14 protein-coding genes are annotated in these 18095 nt (G+C 33.9%); 5 read left to right on the top strand and 9 right to left on the bottom strand.

What is annotated here, in order from left to right:
- Nucleotides 1–38: 38 nt before the first annotated feature.
- Complete coding sequence (locus A9G03_RS06765; protein WP_065798775.1) at nucleotides 39–1085, bottom strand: LacI family DNA-binding transcriptional regulator; 1047 nt, start codon at nucleotides 1083–1085, stop codon at nucleotides 39–41.
- 308 nt (nucleotides 1086–1393) lie between these two features.
- Between A9G03_RS06765 and A9G03_RS06760 the strand changes: the two genes are divergently transcribed.
- The 4 genes from A9G03_RS06760 (at nucleotide 1394) to dnaB (ending at nucleotide 6055) form a co-directional block, all read left to right on the top strand.
- The gene (locus A9G03_RS06760; RefSeq protein WP_065798774.1) at nucleotides 1394–2356 is read left to right on the top strand and encodes a putative type VI secretion system effector; all 963 of its coding nucleotides are present in this window, start codon (nucleotides 1394–1396) and stop codon (nucleotides 2354–2356) included.
- Nucleotides 2357–2782: 426 nt separating this feature from the next.
- A complete protein-coding gene (locus tag A9G03_RS06755) occupies nucleotides 2783–3805 on the top strand; it encodes an aspartate-semialdehyde dehydrogenase (protein WP_065798773.1) in 1023 nt (340 codons plus the stop codon).
- Entirely contained in the window at nucleotides 3792–4583 is a 792-nt protein-coding gene (gene truA, locus A9G03_RS06750) for a tRNA pseudouridine(38-40) synthase TruA (RefSeq protein ID WP_065798772.1), read from the top strand. Before A9G03_RS06755 ends, truA begins: the two co-directional genes overlap by 14 nt.
- A gap of 47 nt (nucleotides 4584–4630) precedes the next feature.
- Nucleotides 4631–6055: a replicative DNA helicase gene (dnaB, locus tag A9G03_RS06745; protein WP_065798771.1), complete on the top strand. Its 1425-nt coding sequence runs from the start codon at nucleotides 4631–4633 to the stop codon at nucleotides 6053–6055.
- Between the two features lie 69 nt (nucleotides 6056–6124).
- Here dnaB and A9G03_RS06740 read toward each other — a convergent pair whose 3' ends face one another.
- From A9G03_RS06740 to A9G03_RS06715, 6 genes are all read right to left on the bottom strand, one after another.
- Nucleotides 6125–6955: a metal ABC transporter permease gene (locus A9G03_RS06740; RefSeq protein WP_065798770.1), complete on the bottom strand. Its 831-nt coding sequence runs from the start codon at nucleotides 6953–6955 to the stop codon at nucleotides 6125–6127.
- Nucleotides 6952–7818: a metal ABC transporter permease gene (locus tag A9G03_RS06735; RefSeq protein ID WP_065798769.1), complete on the bottom strand. Its 867-nt coding sequence runs from the start codon at nucleotides 7816–7818 to the stop codon at nucleotides 6952–6954. The genes A9G03_RS06740 and A9G03_RS06735 overlap by 4 nt, the downstream gene beginning before the upstream one ends.
- The gene (locus A9G03_RS06730) at nucleotides 7819–8715 is read right to left on the bottom strand and encodes a manganese/iron ABC transporter ATP-binding protein (RefSeq protein WP_065798768.1); all 897 of its coding nucleotides are present in this window, start codon (nucleotides 8713–8715) and stop codon (nucleotides 7819–7821) included.
- Entirely contained in the window at nucleotides 8715–9635 is a 921-nt protein-coding gene (locus A9G03_RS06725; RefSeq protein WP_065798767.1) for a metal ABC transporter substrate-binding protein, read from the bottom strand. Before A9G03_RS06725 ends, A9G03_RS06730 begins: the two co-directional genes overlap by 1 nt.
- 380 nt (nucleotides 9636–10015) lie before the next feature.
- Nucleotides 10016–12250, bottom strand: a complete 2235-nt coding sequence (locus A9G03_RS06720) for an autotransporter outer membrane beta-barrel domain-containing protein (protein WP_065634922.1) — start codon at nucleotides 12248–12250, stop codon at nucleotides 10016–10018.
- 344 nt (nucleotides 12251–12594) lie between these two features.
- Entirely contained in the window at nucleotides 12595–14802 is a 2208-nt protein-coding gene (locus A9G03_RS06715) for an autotransporter outer membrane beta-barrel domain-containing protein (protein ID WP_065798766.1), read from the bottom strand.
- A 409-nt stretch (nucleotides 14803–15211) separates the two neighbouring features.
- On the opposite strand from A9G03_RS06715, the gene A9G03_RS06710 reads away from it, so the two are divergent.
- A complete protein-coding gene (locus A9G03_RS06710) occupies nucleotides 15212–16132 on the top strand; it encodes an L-lactate dehydrogenase (protein WP_065634920.1) in 921 nt (306 codons plus the stop codon).
- 175 nt (nucleotides 16133–16307) lie between these two features.
- On the opposite strand, the gene A9G03_RS06705 is transcribed toward A9G03_RS06710, so the two are convergent.
- Both A9G03_RS06705 and A9G03_RS06700 read right to left on the bottom strand, forming a co-directional pair.
- Nucleotides 16308–16808: a CbrC family protein gene (locus A9G03_RS06705; protein WP_065634919.1), complete on the bottom strand. Its 501-nt coding sequence runs from the start codon at nucleotides 16806–16808 to the stop codon at nucleotides 16308–16310.
- A gap of 2 nt (nucleotides 16809–16810) precedes the next feature.
- The gene (locus A9G03_RS06700) at nucleotides 16811–17677 is read right to left on the bottom strand and encodes a hypothetical protein (RefSeq protein WP_065634918.1); all 867 of its coding nucleotides are present in this window, start codon (nucleotides 17675–17677) and stop codon (nucleotides 16811–16813) included.
- Between the last annotated feature and the right edge of the window lie 418 nt (nucleotides 17678–18095).

The raw sequence follows: 18095 nt of genomic DNA, 5'->3' as shown, positions 1-18095 counted from the left end.
TCGCAATATCGAGTTAAATTTAAAGTGGATGTTAATCATTAGTAAAAACGGGGTTCTGCTTCTATAATGTGATAGCTTTTAACGTTTTTTATATCATTATCAATATGTTGACAAAGCAAATTAGCGGAATCTTGGCCCATTTTATACAATGGTTTATTTATTCGACTTAACTTGTCTAGTTCGTTGTATTGTCTTGTAGTTGCATGTCCCACATAGGTTATAGTAAGCGGACGAACTAGCTGAGCTTGACTTTCATTGGCTTGATGTAATGCACCTAAAACAACATGATAATCGGAAAGATGACATTGCAAATTATGATGATTCTTCTCGAGATAGCTCAAACTACTGTTATCACCACAAATAATCGCTGAAGGTGGATTATTGCTATTGACTAGTTTTTTTATGGCAGCTCTGCCATGTTCATAACTAATGCAATGCTCAACAAGATAGTGAGGATTGAATTCTATATTTGCTCTGAGTAATGCTTGTTGATACCCTTGCAAAAAAAGTGTGGAACAAATTTTATTGTTATCATTCATCAAAATTGCGATTTTTTGATGTGCGTTTTCTAACAAATATTGCGTTATTTGATAACCGATCATCAAATGATCAAAATAAACACACGTAAAATTACGCGAAAAATGATTTATTAAAACAATTGGTGGCAATGCTTTTTTAAATTGCTCAAGCTCACTTAAGTAAGGTGCATCATTAATCACTAAAATTCCGGTAAAGGTGTTCTGGTTGATAAATTGAATTAAGTGATGAATATCCGTTCTCGATTGGTATGGAAAGCGAAAATAAAATAGTGTAAAACCTGCTTGCCTTAATGTCTGCTCTAATCCATAGTTAATTAATGTGTATGGCGTAAATTGATTATCCAAAACTAAAATGTAATTAGATTTATTAGAATGGCTATGAGGCTTTAAATTACAACTTATATCAATATTTAACGCTTCAATCGCTTGGTAAACTTTAGATTGCGTAGAAACAGAGGTTAAATGAGGTTTTTTAAGCACCCTAGATACCGATGCAATCGATAAATTTGCCTGTTTGGCAATCACAGACAGTGTGGTTTTTTTCATAATAAATAAAGTCGTCTATTAAAATTACAATTACATTAATCAGGTTACTGAGTTTTGTAATTGATTTTGATCGAATTTAGCGATCTGGCTTCCAAATAATTTTGACTATGTAGTAACTAAAGATTATTTTGTTAATTTAATATATACTATTTAGATAATCTGTTTTTCGGTTAGGAAAACTAGTTTGATTAAAGTAGTAAAAAGACCTGTTTTTTTAGCAATTCAACTAGATAAAAAATTAGTTTTATCATATTGTTATATTTCTGTGGAAGCATGAATATTTATAGCTATAAGGAATACGACCGAATATGTGCTACGCAAAATATGACGGCAAAGATACCATTTATAAAGATAAAGAACAGGTGTTAAAAAAAACAGGACTCAAAATTGAAGATCCAACGTTGCCACCTAAAAATTTAGTAAAATTAACAGGTACATTATCTGATTTTAAAGGGCTTTTTTGTTATGCTCAACTTGGTGATGGCGCTTATTTAAGTGAAGCACAAAAAGAAAGACAGAAAGCCAAACTTCAAAAAGGTGCTCTACTTGCTACGTTAAATGGCAATACCGCAGCGGGACTTGCAGCATTGGGGCGTGCTAATGGTGGCGACCGCAGTAATTATTTTCGAGCACAATACATTACTGCCCAACTTAATAATAATATTACCCTCAAAGGTTGGCTGGGTTTTTATAAATTTAATGAGGGTGATCAAGTTGAAGTGATAGCCGAGAAACGTGATGATTTTTATGAAGTCTATGCCATGTTAAAACCTAGCGAGCAAATTATTTCACTTATTCCATTATGTTTTGCAGGTCGCAATCAAGCTTTAAAAATGTATTTTTGGCCAATGTTTATTTTTTACATTGTGTTAACTTTATTGATGACTTACCTTATTTTAGGCTTTTCTTTTGAGAATCTTTTCATCGGTTTTACTGTTACTGGTTTATTATTTGGATCGGCTTGTTTACTTGTAAACAAAAACTCAATCGCCACTCATATAAAACTTGCCGAAAGAATTTTTAAATTATTAGGTTGGAAAGATATTGAGAATATAAATTTAACTAAAATAAGTAAACAATATGTTGTTAAATTGACGATGCTAGGTAAATACTCAAGTGCATATAATTATAATACAGATCCATATATTAGACCGCCTAAATCAGGAGCAGGTTGGAGTTTTTATTATTACGATCCAGAAGTGCTTTGTAAGGAAGAAGGTAAACCTCTATCAGATAATAATAAAAAGACACAACATGAAGATGGTCAATAATGGTTTAAAAATGAGTCGGTTGTTTTTCGGGTGTTGAAATAGCAATAAGGAAGAAGGACCAATATGCTCTATGCAAAAAATAGGGTAACAATTAGTAATTTTCTATCAATTTTGAAAAAATAAAAAGTTCGAACTTTTTTAAAAAGATATATGACGTTTACTAATAGAAGTTTTTCCGAATAATTTGAAAATAAGGTAATAGTAATAAAAAAATAATCAATTCTAAAATTCTATTTTAGAATTAAAAACTATTAATTTTAATCAATGTTGGCGAATGATAACTACATTACCCTATAGTTTATATAGACTATTTTGGTAAACATAAATGGGTTAGAGATACTACATCATGTTTGTTATGATCTTTTGCGCTATCTTGGATAAGATAATGGTATAATAGCCTATACTTTTTTTAATTAGGTTTAAGATATGTCTGCATGGAATATTGCGATTGTTGGTGCGACAGGACAAGTTGGTTCTGCATTAGTTGAATTGTTACAACAAGATAACTTAGCACAAGCTAATCGATTCGAAATTGAAAATCTTTATTTAGTTGGCAGTGATAATAGTGAAGGCGAAATTGTACGTTTTTCAGGTAAAAATTTAACGGTTGTTGATAGTAGTCAAATGGATTGGGGACAATGCCATTTTGCTTTTTTTGTTGCGGGCGTTAAAACCAGTGAAACGTATGCGCAGATAGCAGCACAATCGGGCTGCATTGTGATTGATGCAAGTGGTTATTTTGTTGATGAAGATCATATTCCTTTAGTCGTTCCTAAGGTAAATAATAATGTATTAACTGAGTATCGTAATGAAAATATCATTGCTGTTGCTAGTGCGACAGTCTGCCAATTATTGCGTTGTATTGCACCTTTGACAGATATTGAATTACTTACCAATTTGCATGTTACTAATTTTATTCCATCCTCTTTATATGGTAAATCAGGGGTTGATGAATTAGCGGGGCAGAGTGCTCGGTTGTTAAATGGTATGCCAGTTGAAAATGCCATATTTGATAATCAATTAGCCTTTAATTTGTTACCGATTTCTCATCAAACTGAGCATTTGACACTCAGCGAAAAATCACAAGTAAATCAAATTCGCAAAGTAATGAATAATTATCAATTGCCGGTATCAATTGAATCGGTCATTGTTCCAGTTTTTTATGGGCTTGCGCAATCAGTCAATGTGTCAAGTAGTTTACCCATTGAATTAGACATGACACGTTTTAATGACTATGGCGTCGAAGTGCAAAATGATGATTTACCTACACCTGTTACCGAGGTCAATACTGAATCTGAAGATAAATTAACCATAAAATTAGCTAATCTAAGGCACAGCTATGGTAATTATGAGCAAATTCAATATTGGTCAGTTGCAGATAATATTCGTTATTTAGGCGCATTGATGCTGATAGAGACCCTCGAGATACTCATTAATGACTATTTGTAAAATTGCACTGGGTATTGAGTACGATGGTAGTGACTATTTTGGTTGGCAAAAGCAGCAGTCGCACGACTCTGTTCAAGAAAGGTTAGAAACGGCCTTATCGATTGTCGCTAATGAACCTATTACCGTTTTTTGCGCAGGCAGAACCGATGCCGGTGTGCATGCTACTGGGCAGGTGGTTCATTTTGAAACCCAAGCCCAACGTTCACACGGTGCCTGGACGATGGGGGTGAATTCGCATTTACCAACTAATATTGCGGTGCGGTGGTCACACTCAGTCGATGATAGTTTTCATGCGCGATTTAGTGCAACGGCAAGGCGGTATCGTTATGTGATTTATAATCATCGTTATCGACCGGCAATTTTAGCTAAGGGTGTTTCTCATTATTATTTGCCATTGAATGAAACATTAATGCATCAAGCTGCGCAATATTTATTAGGTGAAAATGATTTTACATCATTTAGAGCGGCTCAGTGTCAGTCATTAACCCCTTGGCGTAATATTCATCATATTGAAGTGACAAGGCAAGCTGAATATATTATTGTGGATATCAAAGCGAATGCTTTTGTGCATCATATGGTACGTAATATTGTAGGCAGTTTAATCGAGGTCGGTGCAGGCAATCAGCAGCCGCAATGGATTCTTGATTTGCTCAAAGCTAAAGATCGAACACTCGCTGCTGCAACAGCAAAACCGGAAGGGTTGTATTTGGTTCAAGTGGACTATCCATCGGAATATCAGATCCCCAATTCTTTTTTAGGTCCATTATTTTTACATTAAGCATAATTGCTTATAACTAATCCAATTTAACTAAAAAGATGAATGCAATGAATACTGATGATATCAACTCCAGTAAAGATGATAAAAATAAAGAAACAAAAAAATCAAAACTGCATAATATCAAATTGCCACCACACTCTATTGAAGCAGAACAAGCCGTGCTTGGCAGTTTAATGCTTGATAATCAACGATGGGATGTTGTGGCTGAAATGATTACTGAGCGCGATTTTTATTCTCGTCATCATCAATTAATTTTTTCAGAAATGCATACCTTGGTCGGTAAAGGTACGCCGATTGATTTAATTACACTATCGGAAAGTTTAGAAAGTAAGGATATTCTTGCTGATGTTGGCGGATTTGCCTATTTGGCTGAGCTTTCTAAAAATACCCCAAGTGCAATTAATGTCGTTGCTTATAGTGATATTATTCGTCAGCAAGCGATTTTACGTGAACTGATTAGCGCATCAAATGATATTGCTGATAACTGTTATGCAACTGAAGGGCGAGATAGTAGCGAAATTTTAGATCTAGCCGAAAGTAAAATATTCCAAATAGCAGAAAGCCGAACAAAACAGGGTGAAGGACCAAAGAGTATTACCGATGTGCTCGAGGCAACGGTTGCCAAAATTGAAGAGCTCTTTCAGCGTCCACACGACGGAGTGACAGGTGTTTCAACCGGATTTATTGATTTAGATAAGAAAACAGCTGGTTTACAACGTTCAGATCTTATTATTATTGCAGCAAGACCATCGATGGGTAAAACGACTTTTGCTATGAATTTGTGTGAAAATGCAGCAATGATGCAAGAAAAACCTGTGCTGATTTTCAGTTTAGAAATGCCTTCAGAACAGATTATGATGCGTATGTTGGCATCACTTTCCCGGGTTGATCAAACACGTATTCGAACAGGTCAACTGAAAGATGATGATTGGGCCAGAATATCGAGTACGATGGGATTGCTTTTAGAGAAAAAAAATATCTATATTGATGATTCATCGGGACTAACCCCTATGGAATTACGTTCAAGAGCAAGACGTATTTATCGTGAACATAAAGGTTTGAGTATGATTATGGTCGACTATTTACAGCTTATGCGTGTTCCTAATATGTCAGAAAATCGAACCTTAGAAATCGCTGAAATTTCACGTTCTTTAAAAGCATTAGCGAAAGAATTACAGATTCCTGTTGTTGCTTTATCACAGCTTAATCGTAGTTTGGAACAGCGAGCAGACAAAAGACCAGTTAACTCGGACTTACGTGAGTCAGGTTCCATTGAACAAGATGCCGATGTGATTATGTTTATCTATCGTGATGAAGTTTATAATGAGGCTTCAGAGCATAAAGGTATTGCCGAAATTATTTTAGGTAAGCAACGTAATGGTCCTATTGGTAAAGTCAGATTAAAGTTCCAAGGCCAGTTTTCACGCTTTGATAATTACGCCGATTCAAGTAAATATTTGGATGACGAGTAATGACTTTTATATTGCTGATATAGATGCGCAAATGGTTGATTTTAAACATTTGCGCAAGTTCAGTTAGTTTTATGTTCTTTTATTAACGACATATTGATAAACCTGTGCTATAACAAAAATAATTGCTTGTAAAATAACTATGCAGGCACTGGTAGATGCATCTGAATAGTAGCTAATCAATGTGCCTGTCAATGTTGAAAATACCGAAACGATTACAGCAATAATCAACATCAGATCAAAACGTTTAGTGAGTAAAAATGCAGTAATGCCAGGGGAAATTAACATGGCAATCACTAAAATCACCCCAGCAGCTTTGAGTGAACCGACTATGGTTAAAGCAAGCACACTGAGCAAACCATAATGTAATAAGCGAACGGGTAACCCGATCACTTGAGCCTGTATTGCATCAAAGCAATATAGCATAAGATCTCGACGTTTTATAATGATTAAAATTGAAACGGTGGCAGCAATTAAGATGATTTGTTTTAATTCATCGTAACTTGTCCCAAGCACACTACCAAATAAGATATGATTTAGATGTTGTGATGTGTCGACTTTTGAAAAGAGCACTAAGCCAAAGGCAAACATGCCTGAAAAGACAATACCCATTACCGTATCTTCTTTAATTCGGCTATGTTCTTTAATGTAGCCAGTTGCCACAGAGCAACATAAGCCAGAAACAAATGCTCCAATGATAATTGGAATGCCAGCTAAATAAGCTAACACAATTCCAGGTAATACCGCATGCGAGATGGCATCGCCCATCAATGACCAACCTTTTAAAACCAAAAAGCAAGAAAGTAGTGCACAAACTATACCTGTTGCCATGGCGGCTAAAATAGCACGCTGGATAAGGGGCAAGGTTAATGGATAATAGATAAAATCCCATAATTCTGTCATACATTTGCCCCTTTATTTAACTTTGATTGTTTTATTCTTCGCTTGTTAGAAATTAAGCCTTGTTTAGGTGCAAATAAAAACGCAGTAATAAAGACTAAGGTTTGTAGTGTAACAATTACACCACCGGTTTCACCATTGAGGAAATAGCTAACCCAAGCACCTATTGCACTGGTTGATGCACCAATCACGACCGAAATAATCAATAGACGTGAAAAGCGATTCGTTAATAGGTAAGCCGTTGCGCCAGGGGTGACGACCATTGCGATAACTAAAATTGCCCCCACCGTTTGCAAAGCGGCCACTGTGCAAGCACTTAAAATGGTGAAAAAAAGAATTTTAAGTGGTAAGGGGTTTAAGCCAATTGATCTAGCATGGGTTTCATCAAAGAAAACGACTAATAAATCTTTCCAAAAAAATAGTAAAAGTATAAATGACACTAAGATGATAATTTGTACTTGCCACATATCACTATCGTCAATGCCAAGAATATTACCAAAAATGATAGTTTGCACATTAACGGAAGTTGGATTGAGTGAAATAATTAGTAGACCGACAGCAAAAAAAGTAGAAAAGATAAAACCAATAATTGCATCTTCTTTTAATCGAGTAATGGTGCGCACCATAATAATGGCCAATGCGGCAAGTAATCCTGTAAAAAAGGCGCCGACAGAATAGGGTAGCCCAAGTGCATAGGCACCGGCAACACCTGGTACTACTGAGTGGGAAAGTGCATCCCCCATTAATGACCAGCCTTTTAGCATTAAAAAAGCCGATAAAAACGCACAGGCGGCCCCTACAATGCTACTGACCCAAATGGCTTTAAACATAAAGCTATAATTAAAAGGTTCAAGTAGGAATTCCATTTATTGTTGTCCTTTTGGTTCATTACCTTGCTGTTCAACAAGTAAATTTTTATGAGGTGAATCATCTTTACCTTCACCATAAAAAATCGCTGCGCGTTCGTCATCAGTTAGTATCGACACTTTACGCGGATCTTCGTCCTCATGTAATTGAGCACCAGATAGACTTAAATAACGTAATGCACCACCAAAGGTTGTCATTAAATTTTGAGGGGTAAATGTGGTTTTAGTTGGACCAAATGCCAGAACAGTTTGATTAATCAACACCACTTGATCACAAAATTCAGGCACACTGCCTAAATTATGGGTTGAAACTAAAATTAAATGCCCTTCTTTACGTAGTGCTTTGAGCAAATCAATGATTGCATTTTCTGTTTTAACATCAACACCGGTAAAGGGTTCATCTAATAACAATACTTTTCCTTGCTGAGCCAATGCTCGAGCTAAAAAAACACGTTTTTTTTGCCCACCTGAAAGTTCACCAATCTGTCGATGTTTAAAATCAAGCATATTGACGCGTTCAAGTGCGATATCAACTTGTTTTTTATCTTCCTGACTCGGAATACGAAAAAAAGACATATGCCCGTATCGCCCCATCATCACAACATCAGAAACTAAAACGGGGAAGTCCCAATCAACTTCTTCAGTCTGTGGAACGTAAGCAATGATATTTTGCTTTAATGCCTGCCTTACTGGAATATTATTAAGTGTTACGCGCCCTTGAGTTGGTTTGATCATTCCCATAATACTTTTGAACAGCGTCGATTTACCGCTTCCATTTACGCCAACAAGGGCACATATGGTGCCGCCATTGAGTTTAAAACTTGCATCATGAATTGCGGTGTGACCGTTATTATAAGTCACGGTAATATCATCAACATTTAGGCAAATTTGAGTCATTATTTTTCAAATCCTTTAGCTATTGTTTCAACAGTAACTTTTAATAAATCAATATATGTAGGTACAGGCCCATCTTTTGTTGATAAAGAATCGACGTATAAAACGCCTCCATATTTGGCACCGGTTTCCTTGCTTACTTGTTTTGCTGGTTTATCTGAAATGGTACTTTCGCTAAATAATACAGGAATGTTTTTTGCTTTGACTAAGTCGATAAGATTTTTAACTTGTTTTGGTGTTCCTTGTTGTTCTGCATTAATGGGCCATAAGTAAGCTTCTTTTAAATTATAATCTCGAGCTAGATAGCTAAAAGCCCCTTCACTGGTTACTAACCAACGTTGAGCATCAGGAATTTTAGTTAAACGTTCACGTAGTGGGGCATCAAGCGCTTTTATCTTGGCAATATAGTCAGCTGCATTTTTGTTATAAGTATCAGCATGTTTAGGATCATATTTAACAAAAGCTGCGCGAATATTTTCTATATAAGTTAAAGCAAGTGTCGGAGACATCCAAGCATGAGGATTTGGGTTACCTTTATAACTACCCTCTTGAATTGGCATCGGTTCAATCCCTTCAGTAACTACAACAGAAGGCACATCTTTAATATCTTCAAAAAAACGTTTAAACCATAATTCTAAGTTAAGGCCATTCCATAATACTAAATCAGCAGAAAGGGCTTTAGTAATATCTTGTGGTGTCGGATCGTATTCGTGGATTTCGGCCCCCACTTTAGTAATCGATTCAACATCAGCGGCATCACCGGCGACGTTTTTGGCCATATCTTGGATCACGGTAAAAGTTGTCACGACTTTAAATTTTTTTTCGGCTGCTTGGGCTGAACAAAATAGTCCAGCAATTATAATTAACGATGACAGTATCGTCCTAAATACTGTTTTATTGTTATTGAACAAATTAAGTTTCATTATCAGCTCCTGTTGTATAACATACTATAAATCAATTAAATAGTAACAAAGTCGTGAGTTGTTATATCTGATATAATTGTTAGAAATAGTTATCTTTTTTTTACATAAGTATTATTATTTAAATGTTAATGAGAATTATTATCATTTAAATAATAAATGTCAAATTATTTTCACTTAGCGGGAATAAATATTTCACCATTTATCTATATGAATTCATTCTAAATAAAAACATTGTAAAATAGCAGACTATGTTCTCTATTTGATCAATAGATGATACGGTAAGAAAATTGCTGATTTATTGAGATAAAAATCACATTCATATGATTTAGAATGTGATTTTTAGTTTTTATATTATAATGCGGCTTTATGGTCTGGTTAGATTAGAAAGAATAACGGTAACCACCATTCACTTGTAGTAAATTAAATCGATTACCCGTAGAGCTTTCAACATCAAGGTAGATAGTATGTGCTTTATTAACTTGAGCACTTACACCTATGCTGTTATTCCACCAGTTTCCTTCAAATGAATGGCTCTCTTTATTTCCATTTAGTTTGTAATAAGTGTCGCCATCAAATTCCCGAACAATGCCTGTTTTAGCATAAAGATTAATGTTGCTATTTTCGGTATTGACTTGATAACCAAACAATGCAGAAGCACGACCAATTAATGAGTTATAGTTACCTAATTTGACGTTAAGCCCGTTGGTTGCATTAATTGATGTACCATTTTGGTGGCTATAAGCTATTTGCGTTTGTGGTTCAATATAAAAATCGTTAATTTGATATTTTTTACCTAGCTCTAATGATACGCCAAGTCCATTGGTATGACCGGTACCCTGAACGCGATTATCAGCAGTATCCCTGACTTTGAAATGATTTTTTTGACGTGCATATTTTGCTACACCATCTAGGTAGAAACCACTTTCATCTAAATACGTTGTATAAAGCCCTGTATTAAATGATCTTAAAGAACCATCGCCTTTACGGTAGTCAGGATCACCATAAGTTTGGCCAACAAAGGCACCAATAACAAACGGTGTGTTTTCTGATAACTGTTTATCGGCACCGAACTGGAATCCATGATAATTCATGTCAAACTTACTTAATTTACCGCTCGAAAATGAATCTAATTTTCCAGAAAAGCCCCTTAACCAAACATCGCCAAACGTACCACTATTCCGCATATCACCTAAACGTTTTAATAATGTTTGTGTTTCAACATAACTCATTAAATAGTTGGCATTTAAGAATCCAGCACTGGCATTTGCTGTTGTTGTAATTTGTGGTTTTGAGCTTGTGTTATTATCATTTTTATCTGTATTAGTAACAGTGCCATTACTCACTAATACCCAATTATTTCCATCTTTAGTTAAATGGTATTTATATCCACCTAACTCAACTTGATGATCGGTTTTAAATTCAGCGGTGCTGGTCGCATTTTCATTAATGTCTACCAATGTTAATTTTTCTTGTCCTGTGGTTTTTGAAGAGCCATTATTAATTAAATTAAGGGTATGATGACCTTCAGCCGACTTTGTGATAATGAGTTTATCACTTTTTTCAGCAACGATATCGGTACTCATTGTGAAAGTTAATGCACCTTTTAGGTTTTCAACAGTTAAATTTTTGAAAGATGGCGATCGAGTTTGAGTATTGTGATCAAATGTAACCGAACCAGCACCTGATAATTGCGTGATATAGGAATTAAAATCTTGGTCTTCGTCTTCATCTACCTCTCTATCAAGTATATTCCAAAGGGCGCCTTTACTTAGATCAATATTGATAAATCCGGGGTGAGCTTTATCATCTATATCTGAGTCAAAAAATTGATCTCTGCTGTCTGCTATACCGATAAATATTGAATCTGAAGCCAATTTTAAGTTAATTATTCCGTTATCCTCAGCAATTAAATCGGCCTGTATTTTTGAGCCTTCTGCCAAATCAAGATTAATATTACCACTATCATAAGCTTCGATTGTTCCATAAATATTTGATTTATTTTTTATTATTAGATTTGTTTTAAGTCCTGTTAAATCTTCATTATGCCCAGTAACATGAATACCATTATTAATCCAGGATTCCCCACTTAGTACTAATGTTCCAGTTTCCATGTCAATAGAATATCCTGAATAATAGTCGTCATCTCCGGCATCATCAAAGCTATTTAAAATAGTTTTTCCTTTGACCTCTACATAAATATCGCCATGATCCGCTTTATTTTGTGAAAAATGATCTGGGCTGATTGAGATAGCGCTGGGATGATAACCTTTTACATTGATAACTAGATCTTTTTCAAAGATTGTACGAGAATTTGTATTATTATTTGAATCAATAATATTTAATCCTGTTAAACTGATATGATCAGCTTCTCCTACGGAAGGATTAACTGTTTCAGATAAATTAATATTCACATTTTCATTAAAAGTAGCTTCACTATTTTTATTAATTATAATACCTGATTTAAGTAAAGAGTTATTTTCCGTAGAATCATCTATTTTATTAATATTGACTTCTTCGGTAAAAACTTGTTTACCATTTATATCTAAAGCCATTGCAGCTAATGGTGTGAACAATCCTAAACCTAACGCTATTTTTATGTTTTGTCTTAAATTCATTGTTCTATTCCTTATAGTCATAATACAGAATCAAATGGTGAAAATTTACTCAAACGCGTCAAATAATACACGATTATTCAAGTTTATAAAGACATTTTGTGCTTTACTTTTCTTTACAAAAGATAGAGGTAATATGAAGAGTAAAAACTGATTTATCGATTTCAATAATTAGGCATACTAACTCCTATGAAAGGATTTAGTATGTTTTATAACATCAATTTTCTGTTTAGCCATGTTAAGCAGCTTATAATTATTGAGAAAATAATAAAAAAATCACATTCATATGATTTAGAATGTGATTTTTAGTTTTTATATTTATAATGCGGCTTTATGGTCTGGTTAGATTAGAAAGAATAACGGTAACCACCATTCACTTGTAGTAAATTAAATCGATTACCCGTAGAGCTTTCAACATCTAGGTAAATAGTATGTGCTTTATTAACTTGAGCACTTACACCTATGCTGTTATTCCACCAGTTTCCTTCAAATGAATGGCTCTCTTTATTTCCATTTAGTTTGTAATAAGTATCGCCATCAAATTCCCGAACAATGCCTGTTTTAGCATAAAGGTTAATGTTGCTATTTTCGGTATTGACTTGATAACCAAACAATGCAGAAGCACGACCAATTAATGAGTTATAGTTACCTAATTTGACGTTAAGCCCGTTGGTTGCATTAATTGATGTACCATTTTGGTGGCTATAAGCTATTTGCGTTTGTGGTTCAATATAAAAATCGTTAATTTGATATTTTTTACCTAGCTCTAATGATACGCCAAGTCCATTGGTATGACCGGTACCCTGAACGCGATTATCAGCAGTATCCCTGACTTTGAAATGATTTTTTTGACGTGCATATTTTGCTACACCATCTAGGTAGAAACCACTTTCATCTAAATACGTTGTATAAAGCCCTGTATTAAATGATCTTAAAGAACCGTCGCCTTTACGGTAGTCAGGATCACCATAAGTTTGGCCAACAAAGGCACCAATAACAAACGGTGTGTTTTCTAATAACTGTTTATCGGCACCGAACTGGAATCCATGATAATTCATGTCAAACTTACTTAATTTTCCGCTCGAAAATGAATCTAATTTTCCAGAAAAGCCCCTTAACCAAACATCGCCAAACGTACCACTATTCCGCATATCACCTAAACGTTTTAATAATGTTTGTGTTTCAACATAACTCATTAAATAGTTGGCATTTAAGAATCCAGCACTGGCATTTGCTGTTGTTGTAATTTGTGGTTTTGAGCTTGTGTTATTATCATTTTTATCCGGATTTTTATTATTATCAGTATTAGTAACAGCAGTGCCATTACTCACTAATACCCAATTATTTCCATCTTTAGTTAAATGGTATTTATATCCACCTAACTCAACTTGATGATCGGTTTTAAATTCAGCGGTGCTGGTCGCATTTTCATCAATGTCAACCAATGTTAATTTTTCTTTACCATTAGTATTTGCTGCGCCATTATTAATCAAATTAAGAGTATGATGACCTTCAGCTGAGTTTTTGATAATGAGTTTATCACTTTTTTCAGCAGCGATATCGGTACTCATTGTGAAAGTTAATGCACCTTTTAGGTTTTCAACAGTTAAATTTTTGAAAGAAGGCGATCGAGTTTGAGTATTGTGATCAAATGTAACCGATCCCGCACCTGATAATTGCGTGATATAGGAATTAAAATCTTGGTCTTCGTCTTCATCTACCTCTCTATCAAGTATATTCCAAAGGGCGCCTTTACTTAGATCAATATTGATAAATCCGGGGTGAGCTTTATCATCTATATCTGAGTCAAAAAATTGATCTCTGCTGTCTGCTGTACCAATAAATTGTGAATTTTCTGCTAATTTCAAATTGAGGATTCCATTGCTATAAGCATCCAATTTACCTTCAATTCGAGAACCTGATATTAACTCAATGTCTATTAAACTATTTTCATCAGCAAAAATATCTCCATTAATGATTGATCTATTTTTGATGGTTATTGTACCAAAATCATTGGCATAAATATCACCAATAATATGAGATTCTCCATTAAGTACAATTGATCCACTATCAACATAAATAGCAGAACCTCTCTCATCTGGATCTTGGCTGTTGGTCATACTTAATCTTGTTGTACCATTAAATATAATTGTACTAGAATTTAGTGCAACTACAGCGTCATCATAATGTGTACTTTCTAAATTAACAGTAACATCATTATTAAATATAGTTAACGTAGGTTGTTGAGGTTCTCCAGTATCAGATAAGCCTACTAAAATACCCGCGAAATTATTGTGATCTACATTATTAATATCTTTTTCAGAAAGATTTACCATTACTTTGTTATCAAAAGTAACATTGCTCCCTTCTGAAATTGCAATCCCAAAAAACGAATCTCTGTATAGGTCACCGTTATGTTTACTCACGGAATTAATTGTTGGAACATTTATTTCTTCGGTAACGACTTGATTTCCATTTACATCTAAACCCCATGTGGTCAATGGCGTAAATAATCCTACACCTAACGCTATCTTGATTCTTTGTTTCAGATTCATTGTTCTATTCCTTATAATTATATAAAAGATTAATAACACCAAAAGGTGAAAATTTATTCAAAGGGCTAAAATCATACATGAATATTTAGTCTTATAACAATAATTTATGTTTTATTTTTGTTACTATATTCAATGTAATATGTTGAATAAAATCCACCCTTCAACGTTAATCATCGATTTTAAGAAGCTTTGTTCAGCAAAAAAATTATTTTTAGTTGGAGGTAATATTATAAAAATAAATTAAGCAGTCATTTTCATAGATATTTTTTATAAGATTGGAGTTTTTGGGATACTAACTACGATCTACAATCATTTGCACTATAATTAATCAAATCTTGAATCTTAAAAAAACAGGAGTATAACTAAATCTAATTGTGAAATTTTTAAACTAAAATTAGGTAGGTTAAAGATGAAACTTCGTAAAGTGATGATTATTGGTGTTGGCAATGTCGGTTCTACAACCGCTTATACTTTTGTTAATCGTGGCATATGTGAAGAGATAGCGCTGGTCGATCTTAATAAAGATTTAGCCTATGGTCATGCACAAGATCTTTTGGATGCGGCAGCTTATCGGCAGAATATGATCAAAGTGACTTTACGTGAATCGACCGATTGTGCTGATATTGATATTGCAATTATTACAGTAACTTCAGGATTAGCGCAAAAAAGCCGTGATGAGGAGCTTGCAGGCACATCTAAAATTGTGGCAGGTATTGTGCCGAATATGATGAAAAATGGTTTCAAGGGCATTTTTTTGATAGCAACCAATCCTTGTGATGCAATTACTTATCAAGTTTGGAAATTATCAGGTTTACCTCGTCATCGAGTTATTGGTACAGGCGTTTGGCTTGATACCGTGCGATTACGTCGCTTACTAGGTGAGCAAATGGATATTGGCCCACAAAGCATCGATGCCTTTATAGTTGGTGAGCACGGTGATTCACAATTTCCGGTTTGGTCTCATTCTTCAGTTTATGGTATTAATCTTAATCAACTTGAAAAAAATAAAATTGATTTTGTTGATATTGGGACTAAAGCAAAAAACAAAGGTTTTGAAATCGTTAAATATAAGCATTGTACTGAATATGGTATCGCCAGTACCATTACTGAAATTTGTCAGCATATTTTTACTAATAGCCATCGAGCTTTAGCGCTTAGTTGTGTTTTAGATGGGGAATATGGCTATAAGGACGTCGCTATAGGGGTACCGGCAATTTTGGATCAACATGGTATTAAAAAAGTGATTCAACTTGACTTTAACGATCATGAAAAACAGCTGTTTGATAAAAGCATTAATATTGTGAAAGGTTATATTCAACATATTAATTAATTTTATTAGGTTTCTAATTTATGTCATGCTTTTATCAGCAACGGAGCGATATCGATAAGTCTTCTGTTTGATTCTATTTTAAGCCGATTGATAAATCGGCTTCATCGTTTTGTACCATTTGATTTTTGATGATTGGGTAAATTAACTTCATGAAAATGGTGTGTAGTTATGTTCGTTAGTTACAATCAATATGCAATCTTTTCTTACCACATTGAATACACTCAAATAGATAACCAGTCATTGAGCCATCTTTAGATAATGACGTTCTTAATAACTCCTCTGGGTAATCAATATCATTTTTAATCTCATCAAAATAGGGGATAATTTCTGCAAATCCTACATAACCGATAAATGCACAAGGCTCATTACAATGCGTTAACCATACTTCTTGCTGCCATGATGAATAACTTGGTGTTTTTAATATGAGCTCTTCAAGCTTTTCAGGCGATAGCTCATCTATACCGTAACCATCATTGAATTGACCGTGATATTTTTTTGCCGCAGAACCATCAGCAATACACCATGGGCAGATATATTTAGGCTCTTCTTGGCTATAAAGGGGTAAGTCATATTTTATTGAACGAATTTTATGACAAACCGAGCAAATCCCATCTTTTTGACTAAAAATGTCTAGCTGATAAGCGTTGGGATGATATTTAAAAGTAGGTAAACACATACTTAATCCTCAATAATACCAATTCTTTTTTGCAATGTTTTCAATTCAGCAGAACTTAGAAAATAATGAATAGAATTTTTAATATAATTAGCTATTTGTTTATATGTTTGCAAATTTTCGGATACCGGATAACAATCAATATAGTTGCTAAAAGCCACGATATCAGCAACATCGGCAAACTGTTGTTTGGTAAGTTTATTCAAATATTGCTTTAAATTTTTAGTTTGACAGTTAACAGGAGGGGCTTGTAAGTAAAATTGATTGTCATGAAATTGATAAGTTAAATTAATCGTTTGTTTATATTGATAGATATTGTCTTTAACTTCTGCTACATAACCAAGTTCATAAACTGCGTCTAGTTTAATATGAAATAGTTGATCTTTAATCGTGGATGAAAAGAAAAACAAGTGATCTTCATGTCCAGTTTTTCCCGCTATCATTAATTCATCTAGATATTTTCCATTTTTGTCAAAAGCATTAATTAATTTGATATCTTCGTTGATACCTTCGCCTATACTATCAAAAGTTAACTCATAGAGTATAAATTTGATATCACCCATTTCAAAGCGACCAATCGCTTTTAGATCTGTTAGCGTAAAATAATTGTCGGTTTGAACAGTTGGTTTATCATAATAGCGATAATCATCATCATCGAAATGAAAAAATTTGCTATCAACATATATTCCATTGGCAGTGTTATTGCTATCAATAGGCATAGATAAAACAGGTAAACTTTGATAGAAGTCATCGAAGGAATCAAAATGCTTTCTATGATTAAATGAGTTATCATCGGCAAACACTACATGAGTGTTAAACAGAGTAAAACAATAAAACATCGCTAAATATAAGATTGAAACTATTTTTTTCATTTCCCTATAAAATCCATTTTTATCCGTGAAGATTTCAAATTCATGCTGTAAAGTCTATATCATTATAACGTAATAAGTTTATCTTTCTGCAATGACATATTTGAATTACTATTCATTTATTCAAACAAATTATGACATTACTTTTAGCAAAAAATTCATATTTATTTTATTGATCAAGACTAAAGCATTTAGCAATGGGAGAATTGTTTAAAATTATAGAAATAATTGAAAATAGATTTTGTGATAGCGGCAATTTCGCCAATCAGTCTCGGAAAAGGTCTGTGTTTTAATTAAATAGAACAGTTTGATTAGACTGTTTATATTTAATAGAATCATTGTTATCTTATTTTATCTGCCATTATATCGATGAAACTATACGATATAATGGCAGTTATCATGAAGCTAAAACTATTTTAGC

The organism is Gilliamella sp. wkB171, assembly GCF_001693755.1.
Classification (GTDB): Bacteria; Pseudomonadota; Gammaproteobacteria; order Enterobacterales; family Orbaceae; genus Gilliamella; species Gilliamella apicola_F.
Note: the sequence above shows the minus strand (reverse complement) of the source record. Positions and strands in the feature narration are given on the sequence as shown.

Bases quoted from the DNA above. Each gene is read 5' to 3' on its own strand.
- A9G03_RS06735 (WP_065798769.1), bottom strand. From the start codon at position 7,818: ATGGAATTCCTACTTGAACCTTTTAATTATAGCTTTATGTTTAAAGCC.
- truA (WP_065798772.1), top strand. From the start codon at position 3,792: ATGACTATTTGTAAAATTGCACTGGGTATTGAGTACGATGGTAGTGAC.
- A9G03_RS06705 (WP_065634919.1), bottom strand. From the start codon at position 16,808: ATGTGTTTACCTACTTTTAAATATCATCCCAACGCTTATCAGCTAGAC.
- A9G03_RS06730 (WP_065798768.1), bottom strand. From the start codon at position 8,715: ATGACTCAAATTTGCCTAAATGTTGATGATATTACCGTGACTTATAAT.
- A9G03_RS06700 (WP_065634918.1), bottom strand. From the start codon at position 17,677: ATGAAAAAAATAGTTTCAATCTTATATTTAGCGATGTTTTATTGTTTT.
- A9G03_RS06755 (WP_065798773.1), top strand. From the start codon at position 2,783: ATGTCTGCATGGAATATTGCGATTGTTGGTGCGACAGGACAAGTTGGT.
- A9G03_RS06715 (WP_065798766.1), bottom strand. From the start codon at position 14,802: ATGAATCTGAAACAAAGAATCAAGATAGCGTTAGGTGTAGGATTATTT.
- A9G03_RS06710 (WP_065634920.1), top strand. From the start codon at position 15,212: ATGAAACTTCGTAAAGTGATGATTATTGGTGTTGGCAATGTCGGTTCT.
- A9G03_RS06765 (WP_065798775.1), bottom strand. From the start codon at position 1,085: ATGAAAAAAACCACACTGTCTGTGATTGCCAAACAGGCAAATTTATCG.
- A9G03_RS06760 (WP_065798774.1), top strand. From the start codon at position 1,394: ATGTGCTACGCAAAATATGACGGCAAAGATACCATTTATAAAGATAAA.
- A9G03_RS06725 (WP_065798767.1), bottom strand. From the start codon at position 9,635: ATGAAACTTAATTTGTTCAATAACAATAAAACAGTATTTAGGACGATA.
- A9G03_RS06740 (WP_065798770.1), bottom strand. From the start codon at position 6,955: ATGACAGAATTATGGGATTTTATCTATTATCCATTAACCTTGCCCCTT.
- A9G03_RS06720 (WP_065634922.1), bottom strand. From the start codon at position 12,250: ATGAATTTAAGACAAAACATAAAAATAGCGTTAGGTTTAGGATTGTTC.
- dnaB (WP_065798771.1), top strand. From the start codon at position 4,631: ATGAATACTGATGATATCAACTCCAGTAAAGATGATAAAAATAAAGAA.